The sequence below is a fragment of the Actinophytocola sediminis genome (assembly GCF_054779715.1).
Map to the genome: position 1 here is coordinate 178,603 of NZ_BAAGXS010000019.1, position 17,662 is coordinate 196,264.

At 68.9% G+C, this 17,662-nt stretch carries 6 protein-coding genes; 2 read left to right on the forward strand and 4 right to left on the reverse strand.

The features are described 5' to 3' along the window. The first annotated feature begins 1,051 nt into the window (after positions 1-1,051). Positions 1,052-2,362 (forward strand): ricin-type beta-trefoil lectin domain protein, encoded by a 1,311-nt coding sequence (locus ACYVIP_RS12650; RefSeq protein WP_460395524.1) that lies wholly within the window; start codon positions 1,052-1,054, stop codon positions 2,360-2,362. A gap of 914 nt (positions 2,363-3,276) precedes the next feature. Beyond that, complete coding sequence (locus ACYVIP_RS12655) at positions 3,277-5,073, forward strand: RICIN domain-containing protein (RefSeq protein ID WP_460395682.1); 1,797 nt, start codon at positions 3,277-3,279, stop codon at positions 5,071-5,073. Between the two features lie 110 nt (positions 5,074-5,183). Here the strand turns inward: ACYVIP_RS12655 and ACYVIP_RS12660 are convergent, their stop codons facing one another. The 4 genes from ACYVIP_RS12660 to ACYVIP_RS12675 all read right to left on the reverse strand — a co-directional run bounded on the left by ACYVIP_RS12660 (position 5,184) and on the right by ACYVIP_RS12675 (position 17,533). Continuing rightward, entirely contained in the window at positions 5,184-8,036 is a 2,853-nt protein-coding gene (locus ACYVIP_RS12660; RefSeq protein ID WP_460395526.1) for a protease-associated domain-containing protein, read from the reverse strand. Position 8,037: 1 nt separating this feature from the next. Then, on the reverse strand, positions 8,038-10,791 hold the full coding sequence (locus tag ACYVIP_RS12665; protein WP_460395528.1) for a S8 family serine peptidase: 2,754 nt from the start codon (positions 10,789-10,791) through the stop codon (positions 8,038-8,040). Between the two features lie 295 nt (positions 10,792-11,086). Continuing rightward, positions 11,087-13,960, reverse strand: coding sequence for an ATP-binding protein (locus tag ACYVIP_RS12670; protein WP_460395530.1), 2,874 nt, complete (start codon positions 13,958-13,960; stop codon positions 11,087-11,089). Positions 13,961-14,062: 102 nt separating this feature from the next. Then, positions 14,063-17,533: an alpha-glucuronidase family glycosyl hydrolase gene (locus ACYVIP_RS12675; protein ID WP_460395532.1), complete on the reverse strand. Its 3,471-nt coding sequence runs from the start codon at positions 17,531-17,533 to the stop codon at positions 14,063-14,065. Between the last annotated feature and the right edge of the window lie 129 nt (positions 17,534-17,662).

Genomic DNA, 17,662 nt, shown 5'->3' on the forward strand with positions numbered 1-17,662 from the left:
AGGGCGGCGGATCGGCCGGCCGGGCGCGCCGTCCTCGGGCTCCATGCCCTCCTTCTCCGCGATACGGGCATAAGTCCACGCGGCGAGGCCCCGTAGTTGATCGGGCGCCCCACGGCGGCCGCGCTGTCGTGGAAATCCGAGATCGGCAACAGACCCGACTTCAGAACCCAGGTGCCCGCCCCGGATCCACCCCGCGCCCCTTATTTCGTATCCCGCGTATATCCGGACGGTCAATCAATCTCCCCCGCCCACGGCCGAGATTCACCCGGTGGTGCAAATCCACGATCGGGCCGGCGGCCGCGCCAACCGCTTCACCGCACCCAATGTGGACGGTCAGGACGCGGTACCCGCGATCCGCGGCGAGCTGCTGCCCGAGTGGAAGGACGCCCGCCGGATCCACGCGTGTACGACCGACGCTTGCGACCCGGGGGAACCTCAGCCACGCTTCTCGCCGCCGAGCGTGATCGTGATGCGGTCAGGTGGGTCGCGGCTGAGACCACCTCGGCGGAGCTGGTGGCCGGCCCAGGGGAGCAGAAACGCTATCTCGGTGTCGAGCCGCTGCCGGGCGATGAGTACGAAACATCGACCTCTGATAAGCCTGAAGCATTGCGCTGTTAGCGGCTGGTCGCGTACCGTAATCGACGGGTCGAACCGCTTCGACGCTGTTCGGGAGTCCTCATGGTTCAACGACGAACTGTTCCCTGCGCGCTCGCCGACCGGCCCGCGGCTGACCTGCCGATGAAGGCGGGGCGCGCCCCGGCCGATCTCGCCGGAGCGCCTACCTGGTCCCGACACCCGACTGTCGGTCCGGCTGTCCCTTCCCGTGTGGACAGGCCCGCGGTTCGCCGGGTGATTCGTGTACCCCGTCCCTGCTGCCACAGCAGCCGCATGGACAACCAGAACTGGCGGCCCTGGGGCCGTTAGGTCCGCTGAGTCCATTGGCGTCCTTGGTGCTTCGCGCGTCTGCCTGGGAGCGCTCCCAAATCGTTGCGCGCGCGCTCAACAAGTGATCAACCAACCGGAGACATGAGCAGAGACTGGGAGTACGCCCATGAGACATGGCAGTAACCGTTCCCGGCGATGGTGGACGCTGGTCGCCGCCGCCGCGCTGGCACTCACCGGTGCGAGCGTCGCGGAGGCCGGGCCGGCACCCGCGGCCAGAGATGTCGGCGCTCTTGCCGCGTCGGCGGGTTGTGGTCAGGCTCCGACGTTGCAGAGTGGTACGCACACGATTCAGAGCGGGGGTAAGGGTCGGCAGTTCATCCTGAGTGTTCCCGGCAACTATGACAACACCCGCCAGCACCGGTTGGTGTTCGGGTTCCACTGGTTGGGCGGCACGATGCAACAGGTCGCCGGCGGCGGGACCGACGGAGACGTCTACGCCCACTACGGGCTGCGGCGGTTGGCGAACGACACCGCCATCTTCGTGGCGCCCCAGGGCCTCAACAACGGCTGGGCCAACTCCGGTGGCGAGGATCTGACCTTCGTCGACGACATGATGCGCATGATCGAGGCCGGTCTCTGTGTCGACACGACGCAGCGGTTCGCTCTTGGCTTCAGCTACGGCGGCGCGATGAGCTACGCGATCGCGTGCGCCCGGGCGACCTCTTTCCGTGCGGTCGCGGTCATCGGCGCCCCTCGAGAGCTCAGTGGGTGTAGTGGCGGCACTCAGCCCATCGCGTACATGGGGATCCACGGCATCAACGACAACATCGGTTCCGGGCGGGCGCTGCGTGACCGGTTCGTCAGGAACAACGGCTGTGCCGCCCAGAACCCGCCAGAGCCAGGGGCGGGCAGCCTGACGCACATCAGCACGGCCTACTCGGGATGCCAGGCCGGATATCCGGTTGTCTGGGCGCCCTTCGACGGTGGCCATCAACAAGGTCCCGTGGACGGGTGCGCGGGCTGTGAGAGTGGCGCACGGAGCTGGGTCAAGAACGAGGTGTGGCAGTTCTTCACCGGAGAGGACCCACCCCCGCCGTCGCCCACCTTCCGGTTGCGTGGCGAGGGCTCCGGCCGGTGCCTGGACGTCAACGCCGCGAGCACCGCCAACGGGAGCCAGATGATCATCTGGGACTGCCACACCAACGCCAACCAGCAGATCACCCTGAGCGGTCAGGCACTACAGGTGATGGGCAAGTGCCTGGAGGTGCCAAGCGGCGCCGCGGCCGGGACCCGGGCACGGATCTGGGACTGCAACGGCGCCACCAACCAACAATGGACCCTCAACACCAACGGCACGGTCAGCAACGTCCAGAATGGACTGTGCCTCGATGTCAGCAACTCGAGTACGGCCAACGGCGCCGCCGTCAACGTCTGGAACTGCCACGCCGGCACCAACCAACGCTGGGCAAGAGCATAGCCGACCCGGTATCTCGTAACCACGAAGGAACAGAAGTGAAACCAGTCATGATCGCTGGAAGATCGTTGGTGGCGCTCGCGGTGTTCGCCGCGATGCTGACCTTCTCAGCTCCTGTCCCGGCATCGGCCGCCGTCCAGGCAACCTTCTACGTCGCTCCCAACGGCGACGACGCCAATCCCGGGACGATTACAGCGCCGTTCAAAACGGTACAGCACGCGCGGGACACCGTTCGCACGATCAATGCGAACATGTCCGGCGACATTCAGGTCCACCTGCGTGGGGGAAACTATCCAGTAGGCAACACGATAGAATTCACGCCGAGCGACTCGGGCACGAACGGGTACCGGGTCACCTACGCCGCGTACCAGGACGAGAAGCCGGTGCTGAGCGCTGGCGTTCAGGTAACCGGCTGGACACAGCACAACGGCAGTATCTGGAAGGCTCCGCTCAATCGTGCCAACAAGCTGCGGGCGCTCTATGTCAATGACAAGCGGGCGTTCATGGCATCCAGGACGATCAACTCACAGGGGTGCTACGGCACGTACAACGTCACCGCGGGACAGGCGCCCTGGGCGTGGGAATCGGGTTCGCAGTGTGACGGGGCCAGGTACAACCTGGCCGACCTGCCCGCCATCGCCGGTAATCACGACGATCTGGAAATCGAAACGGCGACGACGTGGACGACGGCCATCGTGGGAGTCCGCCAGGTCGCCACGAGCGCTGACGGCGCGAGCCGGGTGGCGCTGTTCCAGCAACCGGGCGGGGCGATCGCCCAAGGAGCGTTCAACGGCAACTTCCAGATCGGCGGCAGCCACAAGATCATGAACGCCTACGAGTTCCTGGACTCACCTGGCGAGTTCTACTTCGACAAGGCAAGCCAGGTGGTGTACTACTACAAGGCCAACTCCGAGGACATGACGACGGCGGCGGTCCATGCGCCGAACAACGTGTCCACCGTGCTCCGGGTCGCGGGCACGTCCACGAGTAACCACGTGCGGAACCTGACGTTCTCCGGCCTCACGGTGCAGCACTCCGACTGGAACCTGTTCACCGTGGCCGGTTCCGTGTTCAAGCAGGCTCAGCAGGGCAACCTCGGCAACTCCGCGTACGTCAAGGGAAACTTCCACATCTACTACTACCGCAACGTCGACACTCCGCCGGGTATCGTCCAGCTGGAGAACGCCGACGGGATCGAACTGCATCGCAATCTGATCCAGCACACCGGCGTCGACGGAATCAGCATGGTCAACGACGTGCAGAACACGAAGTTGATCGGAAACCACACGAACGACATCGCCGGTTCCGCCGTCGTCGTCGGTCATCCACAGCACGTCTTCATCGGGGACCACACCGCGACGAACCGCGAGAAGTATCCCGTCCAGGTCGAAGGACTTCCCAAGAACATCGAGATCAAGAACAACTACCTCCACGACACCGGGGTGTTGTTCAACTCGCACAGTCCCATCTCGGCATACTTCGTGGACACCCTGACGATCCAGCACAACCGGATCGAGAAAGCTCCCTGGGCGGGCATAACACTCGGGTGGGGCTGGTGGAACTTCGACGGATCGTCCGGCTCGGTCGCGCCCGGCCGGCCGACCACCACGGCACGGAACAACACCATCAGCCACAACCACATCATCGACACGGTGCAGCGCCTCAACGACACGGCGCCCATCTACACGCTGGGTGATCAGCCGGGAACCACCATCAACGACAACTATCTTCATGGTGTTCCGGCCGGCCACAGGTACGGACTTCACCCGGACGAAGGGTCGGCGCACATCAGCTTCCGCGACAACATCCTGAGCGTGGACCAGAACGTCACGTGGCTGATCAATTCCGACGACTTCGGGCGCAAGCACGACCTGAGCATCACGCGGACCTACGGGCCGATCAACAAGGTCTCCAACAAGAACCTGCCGAACAGCACCATCGAGGACATCATCGTCTCCGCCGACTATGTCTGGCCGGCGCCGGCCTACAGCATCGCCGTGAACTCCGGACTTGAGGATTCGTATCGGGACATCGTCCCGCAGGGCAACGTCTCCCTGCCGAACTACGTCCTGCCGGCCAGCACGTTCGTCGGCGCCAGCGGGACCTCGATTCCGATCCGCGGCGCCGGCGATCCGACCAGGACGGTCTGGCTGGCTCCGCAGGGTACGACCAACTTCGTCGCCGGCCCGACGATGACCAGGGCAAGCGGCAGCGCGGCAACCATCGACGTACCGACGGCGTCCGGTGACTACCGGCTCTACATCGTGGACGCGCAGGGGACTCGGTCGTCCGAGTCGACCTCGATCGTTCGGCGGCAGGGCGGCGGCAACCCGCAGACCGGCACGATCGTGGGCGGCCAGTCGGGTCGCTGCGTCGATCTCGGGAGCACGGCCAACGGCACGCAGGCCCGGCTGTGGGACTGCAACGGCGGCACCGGCCAGCGGTGGACCTACACGGCGAGCAGGACACTCACCAACGGCGACAGGTGTCTTGACGCTTCGGGGCAGGGAACCGCCAACGGCACCGCGGCGGTCATCTGGGACTGCCATGGCGGCACCAACCAGCAGTGGAACCTGAACGCCAACGGCACCATCACCGGCGTGCAGTCCGGGCTGTGCCTCGACGCCAGCGGCAACGCGACCGCGAACGGCACACTGATCCACCTCTGGTCCTGCCACGGCGGCACGAACCAACAATGGAACCTGCGCAACTGAGATCCTCTGGCCGAGGTCACCTCTCGCCACCGGTCACGAAGGCGACGCCGTGCCGGTCTGGACCAGCCAGACCGGCACGGCGTCGGCGGAGAGCGACTCCTGTTCTCGGGTTAACGCAGGGCGTAGGCGTTGGTGCGGAGTTGGGTGGTGCTGTTGTCGTCCTCGTCGGTGGCGGTGGTGCGGAGGGTGACGTGGCCGTCGGTGTCGGCGAGGGCCGGCACGGTGAAGGTCGCCGACCAGGTGCCGTCCCGGTTCGACCGCGTACTGGCGTCCGTCCAGGTGGTGCCGCCGTCGAAGCTGACCTGGGTGGCCACCTCACGGATCGCCGGGGCGTCGGTGGCCTGGTGGTACGGGGTGACGGTGACCGTGTGCCGGGATCGTGCGGCGGCGGTGTTCGTGGCGTCGACGGGGGCGACGTACCGCAGGTAGATCAACGGCTGCGGCGCCCCACAGTCCACACCGGAATGGTCGTCCAGACAGATGGTGCCGGGCGGCATCTGGTTGCCGGTGACCTGTCCGGACCGGAACCGCCACTGGAACCAGTGACCGCCGGGCATCGTGCTCTCCAGCGTGTACTGCTGCTCCTGGGCGGCGAGCCGGAAGACCGGCCGGGCGGGGTCGTCGGTGTTCAGGGGTACCGGCTGGCCGTCGCCGTCGGTGAGCACCGTCTCGGGCAACCATCCCATCCCACTCTCGTGGTTGGGCTCGGGATGGTTGACGGCGGTCAGCGGCGACAGCACGTCACCCTTGCGGCAGAAGTTGCAGTAGGACCAGTCGGTCCAGGAACCGAGATCGTCGGGAAGGGCCACCGGTCCGACGGACTGCGACGGGTTGAACCACCTCTCGGTTCGCTTGTCGGGCGTCCGGACGCTCTCCGTGACCTTCTCCGAGCCCTCGGCGAGCGCGGTGTCGAACCTGGTCCAGCTTCGCCGCCAGCGCACGTCCGGTGACGTCGACACGTACTCGGTCACCGATCGTCCTGGCGTCTGGAGGGGGGCCAGTTCCATCGCCCAGTTGACCGACAGGTTGAAGCCAGGGCTGAAGGCGTGCAGCCCCAGGACGTTCCCCTTCCCGGCGGGGCTGTGCAGGATCGTGTTCCGCGTCGCCAACCCCCGCGCGGAGACGGTCTGGTCGATGGTCGCCGGCACGCCCCCGCTGAAGTGTTGGCCGAGTTCGTACAGGTAGCCCATGGCCGCGTGGCCGGGGCTGTCGACGCGGATCGTGACCCGTCGTTGGGCGAGCTGCTCGCGAAGTTGGCGCGCCTCGTCCGGCATGACGGAGATCAGCGGCAGGTCCGATGTGGACGAATGTCCGTCCTCCACGACAGGCACCGAGTGGAAGATGTCGCACGTACCGATCGGGTTGCTGTCGGTCCGAGGATCGAAGACGACGGCGGTCGCCCCGGCGGCGATCGCCCGGTCCATCACCTGCTTCTCCACGCCACACGCGACCTGCTGGTCCGGATCAGCGCCGAGGACCGCGAGTTTGCCCCTGACGTCGACGGCCGCGAAGTCGGCCGGGGTACCGGTTCCGACGTCGACCACGCCGAGGCTGGTGTTGCGGAGGCTGAGCTGGGGACGATGGTCGGCCACCCCCACGACGTGCCCGGATGCGTTCGGGTAGGCCGCGCGCAGATTCAGGCCACGGTCGGTCGTGAGGGTGACATACGGCTCGTGCCACTCGCTGGTGACCTGCATGTTGAACGCCCCGGTGCGCGCCGGCCGCTTGGTGGGAGCGAGGTAGTAGCCGGTCCTGTTGTTGTCGGCGTTGGACGTGGCGATGTTGTAGATGCGCAGACCATCCGGAAGGGTCCGCATGGAGTCGAGGCCGTAGCCCATGGGATCGCTCGGCCGGGGAGTGCGCGGGTCGATCCACATACCGTCGTCCATGTGGAGGTCGATCACGCGGTCACTGTTCACCGCCACCTCGGGCTCGTGGAAGTAGGTGGTGTGGGTCAGCGTGTCGCGCCGGTCGCCGAAGTGCGCGTGCAGGTAGTAGACCCCGACCGGGACCGCGTAGGTCATGACCACGGTGGCGCACTGCGGCTTGTCCCCGAGACAGGCGAAGCTGGGGTTGACCAGATTGGCGGCCTTGGGGCCGGTGACCCCGATGAGCGGGGCCGACACCGTGCTGAAGGAGACACCGGCCTGGTCGCCCCATGACCACCGAGCCGGATCCGCGCTGGCGTGCAGCCGCACGGTGAGGGTGTAGGTGGGGACGGTACTGGCCGGCGCGATCGCCAAGGGTGCGCCGTCGAGGGTCAGGCCGGCCAGGCCATCGGCCAGGTCCCGGGGGGCACCGTCGCGGTTGTGCGCCCACGCCTGGCCCTGCGGGGTGGCCGGGTCGAAGGACCGCGGTGTGGTGACGGCGTCCCAGAACTTCTCGCTGTCGCCGACCGGGACGGACACGGTGGCCCGCCCGGAGGTGGCGGTGCCGGACACATAGCTGGAGCCAGGCAACGCCTCGGCCAACCGCTGCGCGTCGGCCGAGGGCGTCACCCCGGCGAAGTGCACCGTGACCGGGGTGGTCGCCTCGCCGAACCCGCCGGTGGCGAGGGCGTTGAGGTCGAACAGTCGACGGTCGACGACACCGGCGTCCACCAACGCGGTCGCCGACGGTGGCACCGCGCTGAGCACCACGGGTTTGCCCGGCGCCTCAATGCCCGTGACCTGAACGTCGGCTGCGCTCGCCGGGCGGTCGGCCGAGGACGGCACGCTCCCGGCGCCGATCGGGGTCACCGACAGGCGGCCGCCGGGGTCGCTGCTCACGGTCATCCGCTCTCCGGTGAGCAGGGTGACCGTGCGGTCGCCAAGCAGGACGGCGGTGCTCGGCTCGTCGAGGGTCAGCGCGCCGGGGGATTGTTCGGCGGAGGCGTCGACGGTGCCGGTCGTGGCGAGGCCGAGCACGGCCGCGGCCACGAGGATTCGGCGCCTGGCGCCAGGTCTGGGTGGTGTACGTCGCATGTCAGGCCTCCGGGTGGAGCTGGAAGTCGTGGATGGTGACCCGGTCGCGGGCGACCGTCACGTCGTCGGTCACCGAGGCGTGGTCGTCGCGGGTGGCGGTGACCCGGGTGGACCCCGTCGGCACGAACAGCCGGTAGCGGGCGGCGTCCGGGGAGTGCGCGTCGTCGGGGAACTCGCGGCTGATGGCGTAGGTCTCTGACCTGTCGGCGACCCGGATCTCCGTGCCGAGCAACGGCTTTCCTGACTCGTCGGTCACCTCGCCGATCAGCAGCCCACCCGCGTGCGGCACGCAGGTACGGGTGCCGACGAACAGGTTGTCGACCGCCCAGTAGCCACCGCCACGACCGGTGAAGGTGAGCCGGATCCGTACCTGTGCGGCCTGTGCAATGGGCACCGACCTCGGCCCGAAGACCGACGCGGTACCGGCAGTCCACAGTGGACGCCAGCGGCGACCGTCCGTCGAGTACTCCACCGCCGCCTGCTGACGCGCGGCTCCCAGGTACCTGGTGTCGAAGCTCAGCACGGGATCGGTCTGTCCACTGAGGTCCACGGGCGCGGAGGTCAGCGTCGTGGACATCGACCTGGTGTCCTCGGCGGCGGGGTCGGCGATCGCGAAACCGTTGTCCAGTCCCGGCTGGGGCCGTTGTGCTGGGTTGTCGAACCGCCACGTCCCGCCCTTGCCGGTGAGCTGCCAGCCATCCAGCGCGGTGGCGCCGTCCCAGTAGGTGAACCTGGTTTCCGCACCGTTCCACCCGTAGCCCGGTGCGACGCACGCCTCGGGATCGACGGTCACCTGCTGGTCGAACCGGATGTCGGCGCCCTCGGGGCGCAACAGGCTGGTGCTCGTCGCGTAGCCATCGTCGACCGGGTCGACGGTGACCTCGTACTCGGTCGCGGGCAGCCGCAGGCTGTAGTCGCCGGTCGCCGGGTCGGTGTACACCGGGTTGGCGGGGTATCCGGGGAACGTCAGCGCCGCGTGCACCGGCCAGCCGTGCCCGGACCCGTCGCTGACCCGGCCGGAGACCGTGACCATCGGTGCCGCGGTGAGCGTGAAGTCCCGCACCGTCGTGGTGTCCAGCGTGACGCTCACGTCCGCCTGGTCACCCAGGTAGCCGTAGGCGGTGGCCGTGGCGTCGTACTCACCGACCGGCAGGCCGAGCCGGTAGGTGCCGTCCGAGCCGGTCTCCTCGGTGCGCTGGACGGGTAGCTCGGGCGTCCCGCCCGTCAGCTCGACCCGCGCCCCGGCGATCGGTGCGCCGGACTCGTCGGTCACCGTGCCGGACACGGTGCCGATCCTGCGGTTGGCCAGCAGGGCTTGGGCGTCGAGCCGGCCCTCGCCGAAGACGTTGTTGTTCTGGGCGGTGCCGCCACACTGCAGGTCCTCGGTGTCCCGAGCGGACACGTCGAGCAGGTTGCGAGTGGTCGGCAGGGCACCGACGAAGCTCGGCGTGGCCGACCACAGCAGGGCGATCGCCCCGGCGACGTGCGGCGCGGCCATGGAGGTGCCGTTGTAGGACGCGTAACCGTGGTTGGGACTCAGCACGCTGGAGCGGACGTTCACCCCGGGGGCCGCGATGTTGGGCTTGATGGCGCCGTCCTCGCCCGCACCCCGCGAGGAGAAGCTCGCGATCGTGTTGTTCACGTCGTAGGCGCCGACCGAGTAGCGCTCGGTGAGCGAGCCCGGCGAGCCGGAGGTGACACAGCCGGGGCCGTTGTTGCCGTTGGCCCAGACCGAGAAGATGCCCGAGGCGTCCCACGCGCCTGCGACGTCGTCGTACCAACGGTCGAACGACGGTTCGGTCGTGCCCCACGAGTTGTTGATGATGTTCGGCCGTTTCGACGGGTCTGCCTCGGTGCCGTCGAGCCGGGTGGGGGCCAGCATCCACTGGCCGGCGGCCAGGAGGTTCTGGATCGTGCAGGGGTCGCAGCCGTTGGCTGCGATCCACTTGGCACCGGGCGCGACCCCGATCTGGTTGCCGGCGCCGTCGTCACCGACCATCGTGCCCATGGTGTGCGTGCCGTGCCCGTTCTTGTCGCACGGGGCGAACGTGCACAGGCCGGCGGCGTCGAACCAGTTGTAGTCGTGGGAGAACCTACCGTCGGCGCTGAGGCCGCGGTACTGGTCGCGCAACGCTGGATGGTGGTATTCGACGCCGGTGTCGACGTTCGCGATGACGATGCCGTTGCCGTCGATGCCCGACGCCCAGACGTCGTCGGCGTTGATGTTGGCGACACCCCACTCGACGCCCTGGGGCGCGGGGCTGGCCGGCGCCTGCTCGACCGGGGCGGGGATGTCGTAGGTCCTCGGCGCCACCAGCCGCATGACCTCCGAACGTGCGGCCAGTGCGGTGGCGACGTCCCGGGTGCCCTCGCGCACCAGCACGGCGTTGGAGATCCAGTAGGACTCGAAGTCGACGCCGCGGGCGCGCAGCATGGTCGTCACTTCGGCCTGGCTGGCCTCGGCCGTCCGGCGCAGCGCCGTCACGACGGCCTGTCCGCGTTCGTCCCAGTCGGCGGTTCGGCTGGCGGCGGCCAGATCCGCCCGGTCCTGGAAGGACACCAGGAAGTCCTGCGGCTTACCGGGCGCGTTCGCGAACCTCCGCTCCAGCGTGTCCTCGACCTTCGCCAGCGCGGCCACGTCCGGATCCGCCTGCGGTGCGGCGGTGGCGGCCGGTGTCGTGGCCAGCACGCTGCCCAGCACGAGCACGAACGCGACCACCGCCGTTCGCGACCGGGATATCGGTGACGCTCTCATGGAGAACTCTCACTTTCGCTCTGAACCGTGGGTACTGAAGGGTTTCCGGCTCACACCGGGAACCAGCCGTCACGCCTGCGGTGTTCTGCGGTCCGGTCGTCAGCGCGTGTTGGGTCGACCGCTCCCGGTGTCCCACCGGGACGGTTGTCGGCGTTGTCTGCGTTGTCGACGGCATCCGGTGACCGGAGCGGTTCGTCGGGCTCCTCGTCCCCCTCGGATGGGTGGTGGACCATGCTGATCAGGCTAGGAACGGGGCGCCTGACCCACCATGGGCCACACCGGCCCAAAAAAGCCCTCAGCCGGTGCCGGCGAGGTGCCGCGCGAGCTGGCGGCGCGAGTCGAGCCCGAGCTTGTGCAGCGCGGCGGCCACCTGCTTGCGCACCGTGTGCACCGACACGTACAGCCGTTGGGCGATCTCGTCGTTGGTCAGGCCCTGGGCGGCCAGTTCGGCGACGTCACGCTCCCGTGGCGACAGTTCTCCGCCGTAGGCGGGCCGGCCGACCCGTGCCGGGCCGGGCACCGTCCACCCCCTGGTCCGCGCCGTCTGGCGGGCACGATCGAGGTCCCAGGTGGCGCCCAGCTCGCGGAAGGTTCGCATGGCCAGGGCCATCAGCTGTTCGGCCATCGGGTCGGTGCCGGGCAGAACCCGTGCGGTCAGCTGTCGTGCCCGCGCCGCCTCGTAGGTCATCGCGATCTCGCCGTAGCGGTCGGCCGCCGAGCCGAGGAGTTCGCTGGCCCGCGTGCTCCGGGAGTCACCAGCCAGCTCGAGCAGGCCACGGGCGTGGCTGACCGCCGCCGGCGCCAACGGCGCGTGGATGCGCTCGGCCTCGCCGGCGAACACGGCCACCGTCCGTTGTGCACGGTCGCCTTCTCCACGGGCGAGCAGCAGCGCGGTCACCTCGGGCAGCGCCTGGTACAGACAGGGGATGATCGCGTGGTCGGACACCGCCGCGAGGAACCGGTCCACACCGGGCAGGTCCGCGGTCTCCCCGGTGGCGAGCGCCGCGCGGATCCGCGGGGTGAGCGCCAGCACCAGCGCGTCGTGCAGGCTGCCCGCGGCCGCGACCGCCAGCACCCGGTCGAGCTTCTCGACGGTCTCGGCGGTGGGGCCTTTCACGGCGAGGCTCAGTGCCGCCGAGCACGCGTCCTCGTTGAGCCGAACGCTGGGTGTGGAGCTCAGGGCCGGCCGCACGTCGCCGTTCTCCCGCAACAGGTCGGCCCAGTGTCCACAGAGGAAGTCGACCTCCAGCCGGATCGTGGCGATCCTCCCGTGCTCTGGCGACGGAACGATACTCGGGTCGTCGACGGCGTCGCACAGGTCCAGTAGCCGCGTGGCGAAGGCGAGGTCGCCGGCGGTCGCGGCGATCTCGATCAGGCTCAGGTGCCCAATGAACGTGTTGCGGTCCGTCGGCGGCCCGTAGGTGCGGTGGGTGTCCAACTGGTGTGGGTTCGTGCGTCCGGTGAACAGGCGCGCCTCGTCGATCATCATGCGCAGTTGCCACCGCCGACCGTCGCCGAGGTCCGCGACCCGGCACCGCGCCTCGAGGTCGGCGGCGGCGTCCTCGATCTCCTCGGTCGACCGCCCGGGTAGCCATCTGGTGAGCACGAGCGCCTCGGTCGTGAGTCCGGCATCGTCGGACACGCCCTCGGCCGTGGCCAGCGCACGCAGATTGGTCCCCACGGTGGCGTCGCAGAAGTTGAAGTGCATCACCTGGCTCAGGTTGGCCGCGACCCGCACCCGACTGTCGGAGTCCAGACAACCATCGTCCCGCGCCACTTCCGCCTCGAACACACCCAGCAGCCCAACCCCGCGCGGTGAGTGGATCGACGCCCTCGCCGCCATCACCAACGCACGGGCGCGTTGCGCCGCCGGCACCGACGACTCCAGTAGCACCGGCTCGAGCGCGACGATCACCGCCTCGTCATCGCCTGCCACGAGCGCCTGGTTCGCGGCCGCCTCCGCGGTGTCCGGCCACGCCGCGACCCGAGCCTCCCGCTCGTGGTGGGCGATCCGCGACAGCGGACACGGCTTCGCCGACCTCAGTGCCGTGGCCGCCCGCCGGTGGAGGATCTCCCGACGCACGGTGGAGAGCACGCCGTGGACGGCCTCGGCGGCCAGTACATGCGACACCTCGTAGGCGCCTTCGTGTTCGACCAGGAGACCGGACGTCTCCGCCGCCAGCAGGCCCCGAGCCAGTCGCGCACCCCGGAGCCGGGCGACGGCGGCCAGGGTGCCGCGATCCGCCGGCCGTTGAAGCACCGCTCCCGCCTCGACGAGCGCCCGAGCGTCCCGGGGGAGCCGGGAAACCCGCTCGAGTACCGGATCACGCAGACCGGCCGGGACCTCGAGCTCGTCGAGACCGCGGCGCATCATCTCACCGTCGTGCATGGCGACGGTGCCCCGCTCGACGAGCAGGCCGACCAGTTCCCTGATAGCCAACGGCAGGCCGGAGGCACGCTGCCACAGGTGTTCGGCGAACTCCGGGCTCACCCGCTCGATACCCAGCATCGCGGCCGCGAGCTGGCCGGTGCCCGCGACGTCCCATCTGGACAGGGTGATCCTGGAGACGGGCAACGACTCGCCGGCGCGAGCGGCCAGGGCCGGCACCGCGGGATCGACCTCGCCGTTCCGGAACGTCACCACCACCGACAGCCAGGGGACGGGATCGCTGACGAGGAAGTCGAGCAGCTCCAGGGTCTGTTCGTCGATCCAGTGCGCGTCCTCGATCACCAGGACGGCCGGCCCCGCCGCACGAAGGGCCGCCTCGATGCCCCGGAACATGAGATGGGACAGCACCCTCGGGTCCTGTGCGCCCGCGGGCAAGGGCGGCAGGGAGGCCGCCAGCTCCGGCACGAGCAGCAGCAGCGCGCCCGCCGACGCGGGGAGACCACGCAGCGCGCGCTCGGGCAACGCCCGCAGTACGTGCACGATGGGGCCAAGGGGGAAGGGGTCCCGCAGCCGGTAGCAACGGCCGACCAGCGACGGGCGCACCTCGCGCAGCTCGGCCACCAGGCGCGACTTGCCGGCTCCCGCCTCGCCGGACACCAGCACGACAGCCGGTTCGCTGACGCTGGCGACCAGCGACGCGAGCGTCCCGTGCCGGTCGACGAAGGGTGGACGCTCGGCCTGTGTCTGCGCGCCTCGGTGCCGTTCGGTTCGTCGGCCCACTCGAACGCCTCCTCGCGTCCGCGCTCGCCGCGCCGACGACCCAACCCTGCCACTACAACAAACGCAGGTCAGGGTGTCAAGAAGGCCGCTGGCGTACCCGGGCTATCCGACGTACTCGCCCCGGCTCTCGATGCGGAAGTAGTCGAAGGCGGCGTCGAGGTCGGTCGAGGGGCCGGCTCGGTTGAACGCCAGCATTCCCGCGCCCGTCGGTTCGGTGGCCAGCGTCGTCGTGCCCAGGTACTTGTAGACGGTTCCGTCGCTCGAGTAGTAGGCCCGGTAGGTGTTTCCCGTCTTCGTGAGCCTGAGCCAGATGGCGCCGTCCTCGCCGACGAGGCGCTGTGTCCCCGCGCCGGTGACCTGCATCGCGGTCGCCACGCCGTTCTCCTCCCGGAGCAGCACCACGCGGAGCTTGTTGACCGGCGCCGCCGCGTCCCCCATCTCCCAGGCCAGCTTCACGTAGTTGTCGTCGTCGGCGTGGGCGAGGACGCCACCCTGCTCGTTGTCCGTGGCCAGTGGCCTGGAGAAGGCGACCCGCGACTCCGCCGTCCAGTCCCCGTTCACGTCCTGCAGTGCGATGTTCCGCGCGGTGTTCACGCTGCCCTGCAGGTCGCCGTGCTGGGACGTGACGGCCAGCTCGCCGTCACCGAGACGCCACCTACTGGCGTCCTCGCGCACCCAGTGCCACTGGGCTCCCAACTCGGCCGAGGTGAACTCGTCGCTTCCGGTGATCGCCGTGTCGAACCGGACAATGTACACAGTGGACGCGTCGTCGTTCGTGACGGTCACCGTCGCCTGCCCGGTGGATGTGCTCGCCTGCTCGACGGCGACGGTGGCGGCGGGATCGCTCGCGACGGCCGCCACTGTCGGGACCGGACCCGCATCGGCCGGCAGCACCGCGTTGTACGCGAGGACGTCGGGCCGGAACGACGCCATGGCCGCGCCGTTCACCGTCAGGTTCTCGAGCGTCGTGTCGCGCACCATGGTGAAGACGTAGTCCTTCACCAGCGGGCCGAAGAAGTCGTCCTTGGTGACCCGCACGACGGCCCGCCCCGGCACGCTCGCCGGCTGCGAGATGATCTCGTACCGGGCACCGGGGTCTGCTGTGGACACGTGCGTGATGCGGGGCGAAGCGCCCGCGGCGACGGGAATCGGGTAGGACGCGGCGGACAGGTCGAACCCGCCGATCGTGCGCCCGCCAGCGTCGATCGTGATCGACAGCGGGCCGCCGTCCACCGGGACGGCCCGGCCGCTGAACTCCTGCCAGTAGTTCACGCAGGTGTCCCGCCAGTCGGCCGCGTCGGCCTCGTGCTTCGCGAGCTTCGCCCCGACCTCGGCGAAGCGCCGGGCGTCGAGGTGTGGTTCGAGCGAGTCCCACGTGCGCCGCATCCAGGTCACGTACTGCACGCCCATCTGGTAGCGGTAGACCAACTCGTCCCAGAAGATCCGGCCGCTGCGCATCCGGTGGTCCCACGGCACATGGTGGAACCACATCATCAGGTTCTCGGGAACGGTGTCGATGTCGCCGTATTTCGCCGCCAGGGTGGGGAAGTACTGGGCGGTGAGGTCGCCGCCGGTGGGGGAGCGGTCATAGCCAAGCCCGACGCTGTCCGCCTTGTTGTAGTAGACCGGGCTCCAGTCGTCGTTGCCGAACCACACCGAGGGCCCTGGGCCGTAGTGGTCGGCCGGGTTGCTGAACTCGAACTGGTGGCCGATGCCCAGCGGGGTCTGGTAGCTCACCAGCGCCTCCCACGAGCCCATCATCATCGCGACGATGGTGTCGACCACGTTGTCGCGGTTGCTCCACGTCATCCGGGCCCAGTCCGTCGCGACGTCCTCGGCGTCCAGCGTCCAGTCCCACGCCAGGCGGCCGAAGGCGAACAGGTTGGCCTGGGAGAAATGGTGTCCGGTCAGGTTGTCGGCGTTGCCCAGGTTGGCCACACCGACGACGGCGGAGTCCCGGTGGCCCTGTGCGGAACCGTCGACGACGTTGCCCACCAGGCGCTTGTCCAGCAACCGCCCCCGCTGGTCGGTGGCATACGTGTCGGTCTTCAGCACCTCCTCCCACATGGGCCCCAGGTAGGTGAGCATCGTGCCCTGGCCGGTGTACTCCTGAGTGACCTGCAACTCGATCGCCTGGTTGGTGTTCTCCATGCGGCCGAACATCGGGTGGATCGGCTCCCTCGCCTGGAAGTCCAGGGGACCGTTCTTGGTCTGGAGGAAGACGTTGTCCGCGAACCGGCCCCTCGTTCCGTCTGGCTGGGGTTCGTCGTCGATCGGCGCGAACTCCAGGTACGCCCTCTTCAACCGGTCGGTGTCCACGTCCGGGTTGTAGACGAAGGTTCGCCAGAAGATCTTCATTCCCAAGGGCGCCACCGCCGCCGCGAGTCCGTTGGCGCCGTCCCCGTGGTCCTTGCCGTGGTCCTGTGGTCCCGGCTGCCCTTCGGAGTTGGCCTTCACGGTGAAACCGATGAAGTCCGGTATGGCGGCCTGCAGCTCGCGGGCGCGCCGGTTCCACCAGCCCTGGAACTCCGCGCTGGTCGGGTCCAACTGCTCCCTCGTCAGGGTGTCCGGCGCGAACCGTTGGTCCAGCGGCGCCGCGTAGTTGGCCGCCACCGCCAACGTGATGCCGTAGGGGCGCAGGGCGTCGGCGAGCGCGGCCTCCTGCTGGATATAGGCGGGCGTGAGGTAGACGGGGTTGGCGTTGACGTTGTTGATGGTGATGCCGGTGATCCCCACGGAGGCCAGCGCCCGCGCCGCCACGAGGTAGCGGTCGAGGATGACCGGCAGGTTCAGGTGGGCGCTGGCGCCGGTGGCGGCGAAGTTGAAGATCGCGCCGGTCTCGCCGTTGCGCCCGCCCTCGCCGGACTCGTTGTTGCCGGCGTAGAGGCGCTCGGTCTCCCAGTAGTTCAGGTGGCGGTGCTCGACCTTGGGAGAGTCGGCGATGTTCAGGTTCGCGATGGGCCGCTGGGTCTGCAGGCGCCGCAGGAAGGCGAACGTCCCGTACAGGGCTCCGATGTCGGTGTTGGCGGCGATGACGGTGACCTCGTGCCGGCCCCGGGAGACCGAACGGAGGAGATAGCCCTCGGCACCGACCGACGCCAACTCGCGTGCGGAGACGTACTGGCGCACGATCGTCGAGCTGTCCCGGGTCCCCACGACCACGGCGCCGTCGGGTACCCGACCGCCCCGGCCGGACCACACCGGGACGTCGCGGTCAAGCAGCCCGCCGAGACCTCTGGTCAGCTCGTTCCTCGCGGCCTCCAGGGTGGTTTCCACCAGCCGCTCGGTCGATCCCGGCGGCATGCTCAGATTCGGTGTGTGCCGGTGCACCTTGTTCCGGCCGGCGTTCTCCACGACGACCGTGCTGATCGCCTGCCGGTATCGACGGAGCAGACCCGGGTCGTCGACCCGTGGGTACCGCATCCACATGCTCGAGCCGTCGTAGCCGTCACCGGTGTGGTCCTCCGGCGCCGCGGCGGCCGGCGTCACCAGCAGCGACCCGATGAGCACCAGGAACGCCACGACCAACACGGGAATGCCATTCCGCCGCCTGGAGCCCGCACCTGCGCCCATCACGGATTCCTCCTCAAGGAGCATGGAGAAGCGCTTCGACCGGCTTATGTGGACACCCGGGCGAAGCGCTTCTTCGGTGTATCCGAAATGTTAGCCGGGTGTTTCGCCGTGAACAATGGGTTCACCAGC